Origin of the sequence: Mycobacterium heidelbergense (assembly GCF_050205645.1) — a bacterium.
GTDB classification, from domain to species: Bacteria; Actinomycetota; Actinomycetes; order Mycobacteriales; family Mycobacteriaceae; genus Mycobacterium; species Mycobacterium heidelbergense_A.
The window spans coordinates 215,940-231,728 of sequence record NZ_JBNMQT010000004.1; the positions used below are offsets into that span (position 1 = coordinate 215,940).

15 protein-coding genes, 4 tRNA genes and 1 pseudogene are annotated in these 15,789 nt (G+C 66.4%); 8 read left to right on the plus strand and 12 right to left on the minus strand.

Annotated elements, in window-relative coordinates:
- Window positions 1-9: 9 nt before the first annotated feature.
- Window positions 10-285 (minus strand): hypothetical protein, encoded by a 276-nt coding sequence (locus tag ACQI5H_RS06300; protein ID WP_427078535.1) that lies wholly within the window; start codon window positions 283-285, stop codon window positions 10-12.
- Between the two features lie 162 nt (window positions 286-447).
- On the opposite strand from ACQI5H_RS06300, the gene ACQI5H_RS06305 reads away from it, so the two are divergent.
- The gene (locus ACQI5H_RS06305; RefSeq protein ID WP_427078536.1) at window positions 448-741 is read left to right on the plus strand and encodes a hypothetical protein; all 294 of its coding nucleotides are present in this window, start codon (window positions 448-450) and stop codon (window positions 739-741) included.
- Window positions 742-757: 16 nt separating this feature from the next.
- Here the strand turns inward: ACQI5H_RS06305 and ACQI5H_RS06310 are convergent, their stop codons facing one another.
- Window positions 758-1,075, minus strand: coding sequence for a CDGP domain-containing protein (locus ACQI5H_RS06310; RefSeq protein ID WP_427078537.1), 318 nt, complete (start codon window positions 1,073-1,075; stop codon window positions 758-760).
- 1,163 nt (window positions 1,076-2,238) lie between these two features.
- On the opposite strand from ACQI5H_RS06310, the gene ACQI5H_RS06315 reads away from it, so the two are divergent.
- Window positions 2,239-2,826 carry a hypothetical protein gene (locus ACQI5H_RS06315; RefSeq protein WP_427078538.1) on the plus strand — a complete coding sequence of 196 codons (588 nt, stop codon included), beginning with the start codon at window positions 2,239-2,241 and terminating at the stop codon, window positions 2,824-2,826.
- A gap of 14 nt (window positions 2,827-2,840) precedes the next feature.
- Here the strand turns inward: ACQI5H_RS06315 and ACQI5H_RS06320 are convergent.
- From ACQI5H_RS06320 to ACQI5H_RS06330, 3 genes are all read right to left on the minus strand, one after another.
- Window positions 2,841-2,915: transfer RNA gene (locus ACQI5H_RS06320), tRNA-Val, on the minus strand.
- 14 nt (window positions 2,916-2,929) lie between these two features.
- A tRNA-Cys gene (locus tag ACQI5H_RS06325) sits at window positions 2,930-3,003 on the minus strand.
- Between the two features lie 28 nt (window positions 3,004-3,031).
- Window positions 3,032-3,104: transfer RNA gene (locus ACQI5H_RS06330), tRNA-Gly, on the minus strand.
- Between the two features lie 178 nt (window positions 3,105-3,282).
- Here ACQI5H_RS06330 and ACQI5H_RS06335 point away from each other — a divergent pair.
- Window positions 3,283-3,354 (plus strand) — tRNA-Val (locus ACQI5H_RS06335).
- Window positions 3,355-3,573: 219 nt separating this feature from the next.
- Here the strand turns inward: ACQI5H_RS06335 and ACQI5H_RS06340 are convergent.
- From ACQI5H_RS06340 to ACQI5H_RS06355, 4 genes and pseudogenes are all read right to left on the minus strand, one after another.
- The gene (locus ACQI5H_RS06340; RefSeq protein WP_427078539.1) at window positions 3,574-4,695 is read right to left on the minus strand and encodes a YncE family protein; all 1,122 of its coding nucleotides are present in this window, start codon (window positions 4,693-4,695) and stop codon (window positions 3,574-3,576) included.
- Between the two features lie 41 nt (window positions 4,696-4,736).
- On the minus strand, window positions 4,737-5,186 hold the full coding sequence (locus tag ACQI5H_RS06345) for a DUF6636 domain-containing protein (protein WP_427078540.1): 450 nt from the start codon (window positions 5,184-5,186) through the stop codon (window positions 4,737-4,739).
- A 260-nt stretch (window positions 5,187-5,446) separates the two neighbouring features.
- Window positions 5,447-6,943: pseudogene (locus ACQI5H_RS06350) on the minus strand (NHL repeat-containing protein); the annotation flags it as partial.
- Between the two features lie 160 nt (window positions 6,944-7,103).
- The gene (locus tag ACQI5H_RS06355; RefSeq protein ID WP_427078541.1) at window positions 7,104-8,396 is read right to left on the minus strand and encodes a hypothetical protein; all 1,293 of its coding nucleotides are present in this window, start codon (window positions 8,394-8,396) and stop codon (window positions 7,104-7,106) included.
- Between the two features lie 297 nt (window positions 8,397-8,693).
- Here ACQI5H_RS06355 and ACQI5H_RS06360 point away from each other — a divergent pair, with 297 nt between their 5' ends.
- Window positions 8,694-8,987, plus strand: coding sequence for a hypothetical protein (locus ACQI5H_RS06360; protein WP_427078542.1), 294 nt, complete (start codon window positions 8,694-8,696; stop codon window positions 8,985-8,987).
- 69 nt (window positions 8,988-9,056) lie between these two features.
- Window positions 9,057-9,920: an enoyl-CoA hydratase/isomerase family protein gene (locus ACQI5H_RS06365; RefSeq protein WP_427078543.1), complete on the plus strand. Its 864-nt coding sequence runs from the start codon at window positions 9,057-9,059 to the stop codon at window positions 9,918-9,920.
- Window positions 9,921-9,924: 4 nt separating this feature from the next.
- On the opposite strand, the gene ACQI5H_RS06370 is transcribed toward ACQI5H_RS06365, so the two are convergent.
- The gene (locus tag ACQI5H_RS06370) at window positions 9,925-11,493 is read right to left on the minus strand and encodes a long-chain-fatty-acid--CoA ligase (protein WP_427078544.1); all 1,569 of its coding nucleotides are present in this window, start codon (window positions 11,491-11,493) and stop codon (window positions 9,925-9,927) included.
- An 86-nt stretch (window positions 11,494-11,579) separates the two neighbouring features.
- On the opposite strand from ACQI5H_RS06370, the gene ACQI5H_RS06375 reads away from it, so the two are divergent.
- Genes ACQI5H_RS06375 through ACQI5H_RS06385 form a run of 3 tightly spaced genes read left to right on the plus strand, consistent with a single transcriptional unit; the run spans window position 11,580 to window position 14,125 of the window.
- Window positions 11,580-12,377: an SDR family NAD(P)-dependent oxidoreductase gene (locus tag ACQI5H_RS06375; RefSeq protein WP_427078545.1), complete on the plus strand. Its 798-nt coding sequence runs from the start codon at window positions 11,580-11,582 to the stop codon at window positions 12,375-12,377.
- A 17-nt stretch (window positions 12,378-12,394) separates the two neighbouring features.
- A complete protein-coding gene (locus ACQI5H_RS06380) occupies window positions 12,395-13,321 on the plus strand; it encodes a catalase family peroxidase (RefSeq protein WP_427078546.1) in 927 nt (308 codons plus the stop codon).
- 36 nt (window positions 13,322-13,357) lie between these two features.
- Window positions 13,358-14,125 (plus strand): sulfite exporter TauE/SafE family protein, encoded by a 768-nt coding sequence (locus ACQI5H_RS06385; RefSeq protein ID WP_427078612.1) that lies wholly within the window; start codon window positions 13,358-13,360, stop codon window positions 14,123-14,125.
- A gap of 9 nt (window positions 14,126-14,134) precedes the next feature.
- On the opposite strand, the gene ACQI5H_RS06390 is transcribed toward ACQI5H_RS06385, so the two are convergent.
- Both ACQI5H_RS06390 and ACQI5H_RS06395 read right to left on the minus strand, forming a co-directional pair.
- Complete coding sequence (locus ACQI5H_RS06390) at window positions 14,135-15,241, minus strand: glutamate--cysteine ligase (protein WP_427078547.1); 1,107 nt, start codon at window positions 15,239-15,241, stop codon at window positions 14,135-14,137.
- Between the two features lie 60 nt (window positions 15,242-15,301).
- The gene (locus ACQI5H_RS06395; RefSeq protein WP_427078548.1) at window positions 15,302-15,739 is read right to left on the minus strand and encodes an anti-sigma factor antagonist; all 438 of its coding nucleotides are present in this window, start codon (window positions 15,737-15,739) and stop codon (window positions 15,302-15,304) included.
- Window positions 15,740-15,789: the final 50 nt, after the last annotated feature.

Sequence of the window (15,789 nt, forward strand, 5' to 3'; positions counted from 1 at the left end):
CTTCGAGCGTTACCGCCAGCCGGCCGGCAGGTCGACGATGTGATTGGGGCAGAGGTCGTGGGCGGCCTCGGACATGACAACCCGTGCGGTCTCGGCCGACATCTTCGCACGCAACAGCATGAAGGCGTATTCGGCTGGCGCATAACCTAATTGAGCGCCCTCCGGATCGTCCATCAGCTGGCAGGCCTCCTTCTCCTGGTCGCTGTCGCCCCGGGCGATGCCGGCGCAAAACAATGAGACGAAGCCGAGGAGCCCGCCGGCGACGATTTTCGTTGTGATCCCCACTGTGCCCTCTGCTTTACCACCGGATTCCGTTGCACCAACCAGTTAATCGGACGATTCGCGGATGTCAACCGTGCGTACGCCTTTGTCCAACAACGCTTCTCATCGGGCGCTTCCTCCCAAATGGCCGTTTACCTAGGGCATTCTCGGCGATACTATGCGTGAATGCGATTCACCAATGTCGCCGCGGCGGCCGTCCTGTTAATCGTCCCGGTCGTGCTAATGGGGGCGCCGTCTGCCAGCGCTGATATGAGCGGTTACCGGCGTTGCGTGGGAACCATTACGGAAATCCCGCTGAGCGAACCCAACCCACAAAGTCAGCAGCTCGCCGGACTGGTCCGGATGGATCTCAAAGCCGGTGTTTCCCCTGCCGCGGAAGCTCGGAAATTGGAGCAGACCGGATTCGACTCGCGGGTCGCCAACGGGATCGTGCAATGTGTCATGCAGGAGAACCCGTAGGAGACCGCGGCGAATTTCAGTCGTCGATGTGCGTCGGCGGGTCAGCGAAGCCGAGACCCGAAGGCTGCTGGCCGGGGCCCATCGGATCGCAACGCCTTTCGGGTACTTGGTAGGAACTCATGCCGTTGAGAACCCAGTGGGTAGCTACCACGCAACGTTGCCAGGTGCCGTCAGGCTGGACGGGTCCATCGCACTTGCTGATAACGGGTCCTCCATATTGGCAGCCGGCATTGGCCGGCGGCGCAGCGGCGACCAGCCCTCCGGCCATCAGTGCGGCGCCCAGGCCGGCGATAAAGACGGACATCCCCCGCGACGTGATCGTGAATGCAGTCATGGCGTCTCCCTCTGACTACTGCGACTCGATCATTGCACCGCGGCGGGGCTGGCATAACCTCTTTCCCGGTCCCGGCGGATTCGGGCAGGTTGGGCCGTGAGGCCCTAGTCGGCCAGCCGCTCCAAATAGGGGAGCGCCACAGCCCGCGTCAGCCCCTCGCGCACACGCCCGCGCCTCGGCCGCCAACGCGTCGAGGCTCGTCGACGCCTTTACGACGAATCGACGCCCGCCCGCGTCGGCCTCGTAAACCGCGTTGGTGGTGAAGGAATCGACCCGGATAACGCGCTCGGGCTGACAGCCAAGCTGACGCGCCACGAAATCCACGACCGCCCGCTCCAGTGGGTTCATGATGAATGCATAATTTTGATCTTGACCGGAAAACTCGGTTTGAGCTGCAGCATGTTATCAGTTTGTTGACTCCATTTATAGGCCGGCGCATTCGGTGCTTTATAGGCGCCGACACTCGACCTCAAAACGGCGAAAATGTTCTTCCGCGTTGTGGCTTGCGGCGGTAACATCAAACGTTGTTACACAGGTGTTCAACCCGAGATGAAAGGCGCATCCGATGAACGCTAAGAGCAGCAAGCGGCGGATGTTGAAAGCTGGCGCGGCGGCCGTGGCATTGGTCGCAGTGATGTTGGGATCGACGGGGTGCACGATAACTGGTTGCAGCGGTTCGATACCCGGAACAGTAACCTGCGCCTAAATCACTTCTGCTGACCCACAACGGCGCTGCTTGCGTGGCGCCGTTGTGGGTCACAGTATGCAAGGTCAGTCGGCCGCACGGTGCGGTGCCGAGCGCCGGATTGGCCAAGTTGCGCCGAACAGTACCCGGCGCATTCGTGGTTCTATCGGGCGCATAAATTGCTGTTCACACCCGCCGCCACGATAAAGTCTTGCCAAGGGTGCGGGCGGGCCTTCGTCAAACGCTAGTTGTGTGCCGTCGATTTTCTGTTCGCGCGCCAGGGATCCCGAGCGAGTACGCGACGCCCGACAGGAGATCAATGCAGGAGCGATGTGCAAAAGTCGACGTCAACTTGTCTTGGCATCTGATCTGGCTGTTCGCGCTCTTAGAAGGCGTCACGGTTCCTTTAGTGCCGTTATTTTTGGAAAGTGGGCCTAACGTAAAATCGACGTCCCACCCCGTATCGTTTGCAACCAGAATGGCGATCATCGGCGTATATGGACTAGCCATAGGATTCGTCGGGGCATTCATAATTTCTCTGTTGCTGAATTACGTCGCCTTCCGCAGGTTAAAGATTAGGCTTAACGGTGCGGTTATTGTGCGAGTGACCCGTCCAATCGCTATCGGACTGTGGGGCGGCTTGTTGCTGGCGCTTATTTTTTGGATACAGCAATGCATGGGCGCCTTCTTGGTGTTTTCCTTGACGGTGAATCTGATGCTGCTCGGATTTGTCTCGGCGGCGGGTGCCATCATCATTACTACCTGCGTTTACTTGCTGGTGGCGAAAGCCGCGCCGCGCCTGGGAATCCAGCTAGATACCACCGAACAGCGTCTGGCGTTGACCGGAGTTCCAATTCTTTCGTTTGCTGTGTTGGTAGGACTTTATGAAGGATTGGCCGCACCGATCCTCCACCAATGGGAATCGGCGCCCCAGCACAAGGTGTTGATTGCACTCCTAGTGGGGCTTGCGGGAGGTGCGCTGAGCAGTTTGATAGTTGTGGCGTTAGCTCACATGAGCGTGATCAAGAAACACATGTGGCTGGGTTTTTCCCAAATGAGTGAATAGGGCGATGGTGTCTGTGGTGCGCGATACTGGGATTGAACCAGTGACCTCTTCCGTGTCAGGGAAGCGCTCTCCCGCTGAGCTAATCGCGCTGGGAGTCGAACTTTGGAGGTGGAGACGGGAATCGAACCCGTGTGCACGGCTTTGCAGGCCGTTGCCTCACCACTCGGCCACTCCACCGCTGGGATTGATGCCACTTGCACCTTCGAGCGGATGACGGGATTCGAACCCGCGACCCTCACCTTGGCAAGGTGATGCGCTACCAACTGCGCTACATCCGCGCGCAACGGACGAGATCGTCGCCCGGTGCGAAGCACGACGATAGTCCACGTAAGCGGGCCCACACAAATCTCTTGACGCGGGCCGTGTCCAGGCTATCGCGCGACCCCCGCGGGCGCAGCTGGCGTCCCGCGATGTCCCGGTCGTGCTACCCTTCGACGTCGTTCGCCTCTCGGCGCCGGTCCCGTGGCTCAGTGGGAGAGCGTCCGCTTCACACGCGGAAGGTCGCTGGTTCGATCCCAGCCGGGACCACCCTGCTGACCTGCACGAACATGGCTTGTGTACTCCATGATCGGTTGGATTCGCCCGGTTCTTGTCCGGTGAAGGTCGTGTCGTCGCACCCTGGTTTGGTACAGGTTTAGTTCGGTTTGGTACACGCACGATCCTTGGCGTACAAGACAATCCGTTGCCACGGCGAGCCATTGCCCGCGGCGGCAGCCGACACGCCTCGCCCAGACGCCGGTGCAACCATTATCGAGATTCAATCACCGACACCGTGTTGTCGCCGCCGTTGGTGACGTAAACGGTGTGGCTGCCCGGATCCACCGCCACCCCGCCCGGGTGCTTGCCGACGGGCACGGTGGCGGTGACGGTGCGGGTCGAGGCGTCGATCACCGACACCGTGTTGTCGGCGTTGTTGGTGACGTAGATGGTGTGGGTGCCTGGATCCACCGCCACCTCGTCCGGGTGCTTGCCGACGGGCACGGTGGCGGTGACGGTGCGGGTCGAGGCGTCGATCATCGACACGGTCCCGTCGCCCCCGTTGGTGACGTAGACGAGGTGGGTGCCCGGGTCCACTGCCAGGTGGGCCGGGTGCGTGCCGACGGGCACGGTGGCGACGACCGTACGCGTCGAGCCATCGATCACGGCCACCGTGTTGTCGAATTGGTTGGCGACGTAGACGGCGTGGCTGCCCGGATCCACCGCCACCCCGACCGGGTGCGTGCCGGCAGGCACGGTGGCGGCGACGGTGCGCGTCGAGCCGTCGATCACCGACACCGGGATCTCGGGGCCGGCGCTGGTGACGTAGACGGTGTCGCTGCCCGGATCCACCGCCACCCCCATCGGATGGTCGCCGACCGGCACGGTGGCGGTGACGGTGCGCGTCGAAGCGTCGATCACGGCCACCGTGTTGTCGAATTGGTTGGCGACGTAGACGGTGTGGGTGCCCGGATCCACCGCCACCCCGACCGGGCCCGGACCCTTGCCGACGGGCACGGTGGCGGTGACGGTGCGTTTCGAGCCGTCGATCACCGCCACCGTGGCGTCGTCGACGTTGGTGACGTAGACGGTGTGGGTACCCGGGTCCACCGCCACCTCCGACGCCCACTTGCCGACGGGCACGGTGGCGGTAACCCGGTAGCTCGGAGGCGTCTTACTGCATCCGGTGACGCCCATGGCGGCAACGGCGAGCAGCACGAGCGCGGCGATGGGGGCATTTCGGCGGTGCTGCCCCAGCCGCGGTGTAGGTGCGGTGCGGTCGACATCGGTGCTGGGCAACTGTTGCTTGCGCTGACCGGCGCTGGCCGGGGATAGCTGCGTGGCGGCATGGAGTTGGGCCACTTGGCCCGGTATGCGCTGGTTTCCAAACATGGTGGGGTTGTCCTTATCGGAGGCGGATCGACAAGGCGCCGTCAGCCGAGCTGGTATGAGTCGCGCGACACCCTGAAGAAGTGACCGGTGCTGGAATCGGTGCACGTCATTCCCGAGGGCTCGCTGTCGCAGGTGATCGGCTGCGCGGAAAGTGAGTCGCCGTAGTTCAGTGTTTGTAGGCCGCGGTTGAACACCGTGTCGAGGTGGCAGCCCAGTTTGGGCGCCTCGCTCTGGACGACACCGAATTCGTCACCCCAACTTCCGGGGCATCCGGTTGGGCGTGGCGGTACCGGATAGGTGTAATCACGGATTTGGCAGACGACGCCGGCTTTGCCGCCGGAGAGGGTCAATAGATGGCAGCCGATGTCGCCCGACGGCGATTGAAACCAGTAGTCGGGGCCGGCATGCGCGATTGCCGGGAGAGCGATGATCGCCGCTGCCGTCGCCGAGGCGGTCAGCGCGAGTTTCGTGATCTTGCTCGTGTTCAACATTTTCATCTGCTTGTTCCTTCTCTTACTGGGCTGCTGGTGGCGCGAAGGGTGGGTCAAGGTTGGCCGCTTCTGAATCTGGGGTGTTGTGGCCAGTCACGTAGAGGTTGCGGTAGGCGCCTTGCTTGTTTCTTGCTTGGTTCTTGTGCCGGTTCGCTGTGGGTCGGCCCCTGTCGCGCCTGCCTGCCTCCGACGGAGCCTAGAGACGGTCAAACGCATTGCAGCGCAGGCAGATAGCGAACCAGCACTTCGACCCATCAGCCCGCCGCCAGCTTCACCACCTCAGCGTTATCGCGGTCGGTGACGTAGACGGCGCCCGACGCGTCCACCGCCACCCCCCAAGGCTCGCCGAGGCCGGCGAACGGCAGCACAGTTTGGGTGTTCGACCCGGCCGCGAGCTTCAGGACCCGCTTGTTGGCGGAGTCGGCGACGTAGACGGCGCCCGCCGTGTCCACCGCTATGCCGTGCGCGCCGTCGGCTCGGCTGAGGCCAGTGAACGGCAGGACCGTTGGCGTGTTCGACCCGGCCGCCAGCTTCAGGACCTTGTCGAAGTCGACGACGTAAACATCGCCGGTGCTGTCCACCGCAATCCCCCAAGGGTCGCCGAGGCCGGTGAACGGCAGGACGGTTGTCGTGTTCGACCCGGCGGCCAACTTCAGCACCCGATGTTTGCTGTAATCGGTGACGAATACATCGCCCGCGGTGTCGACCGCTACAGCCCGGGGGGCGACGCCTGAAAACGGCAGCACGGTCTGGGTATTGGAGCCTGGCGCCAACTTCAACACTCGATTGGTTTTGTTGTCGACGACGTACGTGTTGCCGGCGGTGTCGACCGCCACGCTCTCGGGGAAGCCGAGGCCGGTGAACCTCAGGTCGGTTTGGGTGTTGGACCCGGCGGCAAGCTTGATTACCCCGTTGCGGTGGTCGCCCGAGGTGTTGTTGACGACATAGACGCTGCCGGCGGTGTCCACCGCGAGGGCCCAGAGATCGTCGAGGCCGGTGAACGGCAGCACCGTCTGTCGGCACGCCGGCGGCGCCGTTGACTGCGCCGACGAGAGCTTCACGACTCTGTTGTTTTGGGCGTCGACCACATACACATTTCCGGCGGTGTCGACCGCCGCACTCTCGGGGCCGGTGAGGCCGGTGAATGGCAGCACGTTCTGGGTGCACGATCCGGCCGCCAAAGTCACCGCGGCGTTGTTGAAATAGTCTGTGACAGAAACCCTTCCGACGGTGTCGACCGCCACCCCGATGGGGCCTTTGAGGCCGTCGAATGGCAGTACGGCCTGGGTGGGCGACCCGGCGGCCAGCTTCACCACCCGCTTGCGGCCGAAGTCGGCGACGTAGACGGTGCCGGCGCCGTCCACCGCGACACCGCGCGGGAGGCCGAGTTGGGTGAATGGCAGCACCGTCTGGGTGGTCTTCCCGGCGGCCAACTCGACCACCCGAGCATTGAGGTAGTCGGCGACGTAAACGGCGCCGGCCGCATCCACTGCCACCCCATCCGGGCCGTTGAGGCCCGTGAACGGCAACACCGTCTGGGTGTTGGACCCGGCCGGCAGCTTCACCACCCGGTTGTTGTGGTCGTCAGTGACGTAGACGGCGCCGGCGGCGTCCACCGCCACACTGTCGGGGTAGTTGAGCCCGGTGAACGGCAGCACGGTCGGGGTGTTCGACCCGGGTGCCAACTTCACCACTCGTTTGTTGCCGCTGTCGGCGACATACACCGCGCCGTTGGTATCCACCGCGACGCCGGCGGGGTGGTTGAGACCGCGCAGCGGCAGCACGGTTTGTTGCGGCGCCGGCGTCGACCGCGGCGACGAGTGGCACGCTGCCACGCCGATGACGGCAACGGCGAGGGCGAGGGCGACGATCGTGGCGTTTCGGCGTTGCCGCCCCAGCCGCTGGCGCGGTCGCACGCTACTTCTCGCCCGGGTAAGGCACCGCGCTGATGACCGCGCCGCCGTTGAGCGGCGGTCCCAGCAGAACATTGGTGGTGCCGGCGGCGGGGTCGTACTCGAGCAGCGACTCGGCGGGTCCGCAACCGGCGACCGTCGCTTTGAGGTCGAGGTTCCCGCCGTGGACGCCGATCACGTAGACGCTGTGACTCGGATCGACGTTGGGAACCGCCACCTTGGACACCGTGCCATCGGGGTTGAGCTTGCCGAGGTGGATGGCACCGCATCCACCCGCGTACTGGACAAAGGTGCCGGCCGGCAGTTGCCATGCGCTTATGTCGCCGGTGTCGTGCGACGCCGGATCGGTGATCGGCGCAGTCAACGGGGTCGGTGCTGAACCGTCGATGGGGACCAGCCAGAGCCGTCCGCGCTGGTTTGCGCCACTGCAGCTGGCGAGGACAGTTTTCGCGTCGGCGTCCCACCATCGCACCGGTGAGCAGCTTCCTCCCGTCGACGACAGTTCCTTACCTACTGTTCCGTCGTTGCCCATCAGAGCAAGGCCTGAGGAGGTACCCAGCACCAGCTGCGTGCCGTCCGGGGTTGAGAGGTACTGACCGTTGAAGGCGCTCGGGAGCTTGTCGGTCGGATAGGTCAGCTGCGGATTGCCGGCCAGGTCGACCCGCATCAGTTTTTTGTCCACTGTCAGCAGCAGCGCCTTGCCTTCGGGGCGCGTGAAGCGAGGGGCGACGGACGAGCCATCAACGGTGAACGTGGTGCGGGTGCCGTTGTGCAGGTCGAGCTCGGTGATAACCGTCGATTTTCCGGGGCCCGCGGAGGCCCAAAGGGCGTGGCTGCCGTCGCCCGACCACTCGACCCCGTTGGGTCCAGCCTTCGGCGGGAAGGTGGTGATCGCGTACCGACCGCCCGCCGGGTCGACGAGGTACAGGGTGACGGGGACCGTGCCGGGGGCCGGCGAGCCCGGAGGCGGCGACACGCCGGGAGGCACGCTCACCGCCGGGCTCCATGTGGCGAGCATCCAGCCCGGACCGACTTGCGACCAGGGCACGTCGCCGATCGATTTTTCGACACCATGGGCCGCCATCTCTGCAGCCGCGGTCGGCATGGATGTCGTGGGGTTACCCGCCGCTTGGTGCGATGCGGTCGCATCGTTCGACGAGCACCCAGCCGCCAGAACCGCGGCCAGCGCGACGAGGCCTGCGCGCCGTCGCCATTTCCTCCCCGGGACCGATGCGCCGTCGGCACCGGACCCCGGGGCTTCGTGGCCGCCGGTGGAGTGGCGCGAACTCGTAATCATTTCGGTTCCTTTCCCGCGAGCGGTAAGTGGTCGGGAGCAGTCACCGTTCACGGCTGCTCTGGCAATTGCGGCAATGATGTCGCTCATACCTTGCGTGATTCTTGCGGGGTTCTTGTGCGCGCCGCCGCGAGGTAGGTACGCGCTCGTCACCGAGTGACCGGCGATGGAGGGTTCCCTGTCGGAAGCGCTGTCACAGTGTCCGGTTTGTGTTTCACGCAGCCCACGCCCCCTCCGCGAAGCCAGGAACCCGCGCGACAATGGGCGCGAGACCAAACCCGGCGGTAAGGATGGTGGACGATGGTTGGCAATCAAGAGGGGATCGGCACCCTGAAACTCGAATGCCCGCAAATGCACACCGTGGGCAGGATTCTCAAGGAGGCCCCGCACCAGTCGGTCGTCTACGACCCGGGAGCGCAGGTGGGGCCGCGGCGGTTCTGGCCGGATGAGCAGGACCAGCCGGAGTTCAAGACGAATTGCCGCTTTTGTGAGAAACCGGTGGGCGAGGCGACGACCACGCTTCAGGGCAAACTCCGCACCCTGATTGACAGCGCATCCGAGACAACCGACACGGTCACGCTGCAGTACCAGTAGCCCGGGGCAAGCGCGGCGGCGCCTACTGTAATCGCTACAGTAGCGAGCCTACGGCGCGATGCGGCACCGATGGCGGCGCCGCGTGAGAGGAGTCCCGTGGCGCAGAATTCGACACCGCAGAACAGCCCCCGCGCCCCCGAAGGGGATTGGCTGGGCACCCCATATCTATCGTTCGACCGCCACGGGCCGATCGCCGTGTGCACGATCGATCGCCCGGAAGCGCGCAACGCGATGACACCGGCGATGTACTTCGGAATCCGTTATGCGGTAGGCCGTCTCAACGAGGACGCGGATCTGGCCGGGCTGCTGATCACCGGAACCGGAGACGTCTTCGCGCCCGGCGGCGACATGGGCGGCGGGGGCGCAACCGACAACTGGATCACATTCGGATCGGCGCTGGGCATGGACGTCACGCCGTTCGACGCGGTTCGCACCTCGGGCAAGCCCATCGTGTCGGCGGTCAACGGGCTGTGCCAGGGCGGTGGCATGCAGATCGCGTTGTGCAGCGACCTATCCGTGGTCAGCGAGCGGGCGACCTTCCGGGTGCCCGAGCTATTCCGCGGCTACGCCGACACCTACTACAGCCAGATGCTGGCGCGGCTCATCGGCCCCGTACGCACCCGCGACCTCATGTTCACGGGGCGAGTGCTGTCCGCGGCCGAGGCCCTCGACTGGGGCCTGGTAACCCGCGTCGTGCCCCACGAGGATCTGATCGAAACGTCCAAAGACCTGCTCGCGCAGGCGTGCCGGACCGCGCCACGCGCCCGCGGTGTCATCAAGTCCAGCATCGACAACTACCTGGGCCTCTACGACCGCATCGGCATGACCGCCAGCCTCGGCGACGCCGAGGCGCGAGAAGGCTTCCGCGCCTTCAAGGAACGCCGCTCACCCGACTGGGTGCATCCCGAACTGCGCGTCGAGGGACGGCTATGATCCCTCATACCTTTCGCGTGCGGTCCTTCCAATAGGGTTCGCGCAGCTGGGTTTTGAGGATCTTTCCGCTCGCGTTGCGGGGCAGCTCCGGCATGAACTCGACGGTGCGCGGGCATTTGTAGGCGGCCAGATGCCGGCGGCAGAACTCGACGATCTCGCCGGCGTCGACGTCGTCGGTGGTCACGACGATCGCCTTGACGGATTCGCCCCAGTAGTCGTCGGGAACGCCGATGATCGCGGCGTCGACGACGGCGGGATGCTTGATGAGCACGCTCTCCACCTCGGGGCCATACACGTTCTCACCGCCGGTGATGATCATGTCCTTGAGCCGGTCCTCGATGTAGACGTAGCCCTCGGCGTCGAGGCGTCCGATGTCGCCGGTGCGCACCCAATCGTCGGCGGTGATCGTCTCGGCGGTGGCCTCCGGACGGTTCAGGTATCCGGTCATGTTCTGGTTGCTTCGCACCCAGATTTCGCCCGGCTCACCGGCGGGCAACCGCTCGCCCGTGTCGGGATCGACGACCTGAATCTCGGTGCCCAGCACGGCCTTTCCCGCCGACAGCTGCAGGCCGGGCCGGGCCGCGTCGCGGTGGTCCGCGTCAGACAACGCGGTGACCGCACCGCACAATTCGGTCTGCCCGTACACCTGCACGAATTTCGTGTCCGGCCACGTCGCGAGCGCCCGATGCAGCAGGGGCAGCGGCATGGGTGCGGCGCCGTACACCAGGTGGCTCAGGCCCGAGAGCGTCGCGCTCGCCGCCGCGCCGGCGTCCAGGAACCGGGCGATCACCGGGGGCACGAAGAAGGCGTGGGTCGCGCCGGCCCGCACCGCCGCGATCAAGGCCGCCGCATCGGGTTCGCGGGTCATGATCGTCGGCACACCGGCGCGGATGCCGAACAGCGCGTAGCCGATGCCCCCGACGTGGAAGAGCGGCATGGCCACGAGGTTTGCGTCCCCTTCGCCGAACGGAAACGCCGGTGCGAGGTTCGCCGAATGGTTGACCAGCGCCCGCTGGCTCAGCAACACGCCCTTCGGCCGTCCCGTGGTGCCCGAGCTGTAGATCACCAATGCGGTCTCGCCGCCGTCGAGCTCGGTGTCGGCCGGCGCGGGTGACGCTGCGGCGAGCAAGGATTCGTACTCGTCGGCGTCACCGCCCACCACCACGACGCGCTCCAGCCCCGCGACCCGAGGGGCGATCGACTCGACCGTCGGGCGCAGTTCGGCCCCGACGAACAGCAGCCGGGCGCCGCAGTCGTCCAGCACGTGGAGGAGCTCGTCTCCGATCACGCGCCAGTTGACGACGGTGGTGACGGCGCCGATCGACGCGGCGGCGAAGAGCACCTCCAGGCAGGCCGGGTGATTCTTGTCCAGGAACGCCACCGCCTGGCCGCGCCGCACACCGGCGGCCCGCAGCGCGCCGGCAACCCGACGAATCCGGGACGCCCAGTCGGCCCACGACCATTGCAATTCCCCATACCGGATCGCGATGTCGTCCGGCCGGCGCCGCGCGTGCTCCTCGACGAATCCGGCAAGGGTCTCCGCGGTGCTGGTCGTGGTATCGGCTGGCGGCATCCTATGAGTGTGCACTGAGGGCTTTGGGTGTGCGGTGCGGGCGCCCTGGACGCACGCTCGATTCGGCGAGGCGTCGGTGTGCCAACATGACTGCCATGGTGAGTAGTGATCGCGCCCGTTCTCGCACGTTCGTCGTCACCGGCGCTGCCTCGGGCATCGGCCTGGCCACCGCGCGGCGCCTGCTGGCCGAGGGCGGCAGCGTCGTCGGCGCGGACCTGGCGTCCCCGCCCGACCTCGGCCCCGAATTCCGGTTCGTGACGGCCGACGTGAGCGACGAGACCGCGATCGCCGCCGTGCTGGAGGCGGTGCCCGACCGCCTGGACGGGGTCTTCCACGCCGCCGGTGTCGCGGGCGGCGGCCCGGTCCATCTGCTCGACCGTGCCGAATGGGACCGGGTGATCGGGATCAACCTCACCGGCACGTTTCTGGTGGCCAAGGCCGCGCTGGCGCGGATGATCGAGCAGGACCGCGTCGACGGCGAGCGGGGCTCGATCGTGACCGTCGCCAGCATCGAGGGCTTGGAGGGCACGGCCGGCGGCAGCTCGTACAACGCGGCCAAGGGCGGCGTCGTGTTGCTCACCAAGAACATCGCGCTCGACTACGGCCCCAGCGGCATCCGGGCCAACGCGATCTGTCCTGGATTCATCGAAACACCAATGGCCCAAAGCGTTTTCGGCCTGCCCGGGATGGAGGGCCCGCTGGCCTCCATCACCGAGGAGCACGCCCTGCAGCGGCTCGGCCAACCGGAAGAGGTCGCGGCGATGGCGGCTTTCCTGCTGTCACCCGACGCCTCCTTCGTCAGCGGCCAGGCCATTGCCGTGGACGGCGGCTACACGGCAGGTCGCGATCACGGCGTCGTCAAACTCTTCGGCCTCCCCGAATAGCGCCTTAAGATTCGCCCATGGTCACTCCTGACGAGGCGATCGAGGCGATCCGAAGCACCGGCGGCGCGCAGCCGGGCTGCCGGGCGTTGCACGCCAAAGGCACGCTGTACCGCGGCACCTTCACCGCGACACCCGACGGGGCCGTACTGTCCCGCGCCAAGCATCTCGATGGCTCGACGGTCCCGGCGCTGATTCGCTTCTCCAACGGATCGGGAAACCCGACGCAGCCCGACAACTCGCCGGGCGTGCGCGGAATGGCGGTGAAGTTCACTCTGCCCGACGGCTCCACGACGGACGTCTCGACTCAGACCGCGCGGCTGTTCGTGTCGAGCACACCGGACGGCTTCGTCGACCTGCTGAAGGCGATGCGGCCCGGCCTGACCACGCCGCTCCGCATGGCCCGGTACTTCCTCACCCACCCCCGGCTGCTCGGCGCGCTGCCGGTGCTGCGCGACGCGAGCAAGGTCCCGGCAAGCTACGCCACCACCGAATACCACGGGCTGCACGCCTTCCGCTGGATCGGCGCCGACGGAAGCGCGAGATTCGTTCGCTACCACCTGATCCCGGCGGCGGGGGCGGCACACCTCTCCGGATCTGCCGCCCCGGGCCGAGACTTTCTCACCGACGAGCTGGCCGCCCGCCTGGCCGGCGGGCCGGTGCGGTTCGACTTTCGCGTTCAGATCGGCGGGCCGAAGGACTCCACGGTGGACCCCTCGGCGCCGTGGCAGAGCACCGAGACGGTCACCGTCGGCACCCTCGAGATCACCGGTCCGGACACCGAACGCGAACGCGGCGAAGACATCGTGGTGTTCGACCCGATGCGCGTCACCGACGGCATCGAACCCTCCGACGACCCGGTGCTGCGATTCCGCACGCTCGCGTACTCCGCGTCGGTCAAGCTACGCACCGGCGTCGATCGCGGTCCCGAAGCACCGCCCGACTGACGCAGACTAAGCTCGTCGGGAGTGCTGCTCTCCCATGTGCTGTTGATCGCCCTGGCCGGGTTTGGCGCCGGTGCCATCAATGCGCTCGTCGGATCGGGCACGCTGATCACGTTCCCGACGCTCGTCGCCCTCGGCTACCCGCCGGTCACGTCCACCATGTCGAACGCGGTCGGTTTGGTGGCGGGCAGCGTGTCGGGCACCTGGGGTTATCGCGCCGAGCTGCGCGGCCAATGGAATCGGCTGGCCTGGCAGATCCCCGCATCGCTGTCGGGCGCGATGGTGGGCGCCTTCCTGCTCCTGCATCTGCCCACGACGGTGTTCGCCCGGGTCGTGCCGGTGCTGCTGGTGCTGGCCCTGATCCTGGTAGTGATCGGGCCGCGGATCCAGTCGTGGGCGCGCCGGCGCGCCGAGGGAGAGGGCCGCTCGCCCGAGCACATCACCCCGGCGCGAAAGGCCGTGCTGGTGCTCGCCACCTTCGGCGTCGGGGTCTACGGCGGCTATTTCACTGCGGCGCAGGGCATCCTGCTGGTCGGCGTGATGGGCGCGCTGCTCCCGGAGTCGGTGCAGCGGATGAATGCGGCCAAGAACCTCCTGACGCTGGTGGTGAATCTTGTTGCGGCGATGAGTTATACGCTGGTGGCCTTCGACCGCATCAGCTGGCCGGTCGCCGGGATCATCGCGGCGGGCTCGCTGATCGGAGGATTCCTCGGCGCGCGCTATGGGCGCCGGCTGTCGCCAAATGCGTTGCGCTCCACCATCGTCGTGGTGGGCCTCATCGGCCTGTATCGGCTGCTGACCGTATAGCGGTGCCGTTCAGCTCAGCGTGGCGTCCGCGGCCGCCGCGATGACGTCCATCACCTCGCGGCGTTTTCGCCAAGCCCGCAACTGCCGCATCGCCCCGTTGCCCTGTGCGGCGATACGGTCGAGTTCCGCTGTGACGTGGTCGTATTCACCGAGCGCCTCCAGCGCCGGTCGCAACCGTTGCACCAGGCTATGCAGCTGTTCACGGGCCGGCACCGCCCCGCGGCCGCCGACCAGATCGAGCGCCTGGCCCGACAATCCGTCGTGGGCGGCCTTCCAGTACGCCGCCCGCAGCGCCGCGGGTTGGAGACGCCCAACGTCGTCGCCCCGGCCGCGCGCGTGCACCGCCGTCATCACCGCGGCCCGGATCAGGGTGGCGAGCAGCACGGTCTCGGCGACCGTCGCCGGCACGTCGGCCACCCGGACCTCGATGGTCGGGAAGTTCTCCGATGCGCGCACGTCCCAATAGATCATCTTGCGATCGAGGATCACGCCGCTGTCGATCAGCATGTCCACGGTGCGGTCGTAATCCTCGGGGGCCGGGAAGAACGGCGGCGGCCCGGCGACGGGCCAGCGTCGCCACAGGACGCTGCGCCAGCTCGCGTAGCCGCTGTCGGCGTTGCGATACAGCGCGGAATTGGCCGACAACGCCAGCAGCGATGGAAGCCACGGGCGCAGCCAGTTGCTGACGTGGATGGCCGTCGCCCGGTCGGGCACCTCCACGTGGACGTGACATCCGCAGATCCCCTGCTCGTGGGCGATCATGCCGAACTGCTCGCCGATTCGCCGGTATCGCTCGGTGTCCGTGACGGGAAACTCATGCGGCGTGGCCGGCGGCAGCCCCAGGGCCAGCAGCCGAACCCCGGCGGCCTCGGCGGCCTGCGCCGCGGTGCGCCGCAGCCGGATGAGTTCCTCGCCGAGTTGCGCACTGCCGCTCGCCACGCCGGAGGTCGTTTCGATCTGGCAGCTGCTCAGCTTCAGCTGCAGTGTGACGCCGCGGAGCTCGGCTTCGTGCGCCACCGCCGCGTTGCGGGGCGCGGGCTCGCCGGTGCGCGGGTCGACGAGGAGGAATTCCTCCTCAACACCGAAGGTGGGCCTGAAACTGGGAAGATCGCTCATCCAGTCTCCGAGGCCGCGAAGGAAAGCGACTGTGGCCCAATGTCTTTGACGAAAACCAGCTTACCAGCGAGCGGGCATCGCCAGCGCGGAGTCCTTTGTCGGGTAGATGGGTAGCAGCCCGCCCAGCCCGCACGCGTCGATGATTCGGGCGACAATGGGCTGGCGGCTGACCACGCGTAGTTCGATGCCGCGGCGATGACATTGTTGCGCCTGGTCGGCGAGCACCGCGAACGCGCAGCAGCCCATGAAGTCGATGCCGGTGACGTCGACCACGAGGGGGCCGGGCGGCGTCGCCACCTTGGCCGCCTCGGTGACCAGGTGGCGCCACGTGCGCTCGTTGCAGGCGTCGATCTCACCGCCCGCGTTGATCAGCACCGCGCCGTCGCACCGATCGGTGGTGGCCCGCAGCCTGCTGTGGGGATCGCCCAGCTCATAGACCAGCCGGGTGCTCAGCATCAGATGGGGGTGCGATATCGGTTCTGCAATGACCGGACTCATGATGGACTCCCTTCCACCGGCGCGGGGCGCCGGGATGGATGCCCGTCCTG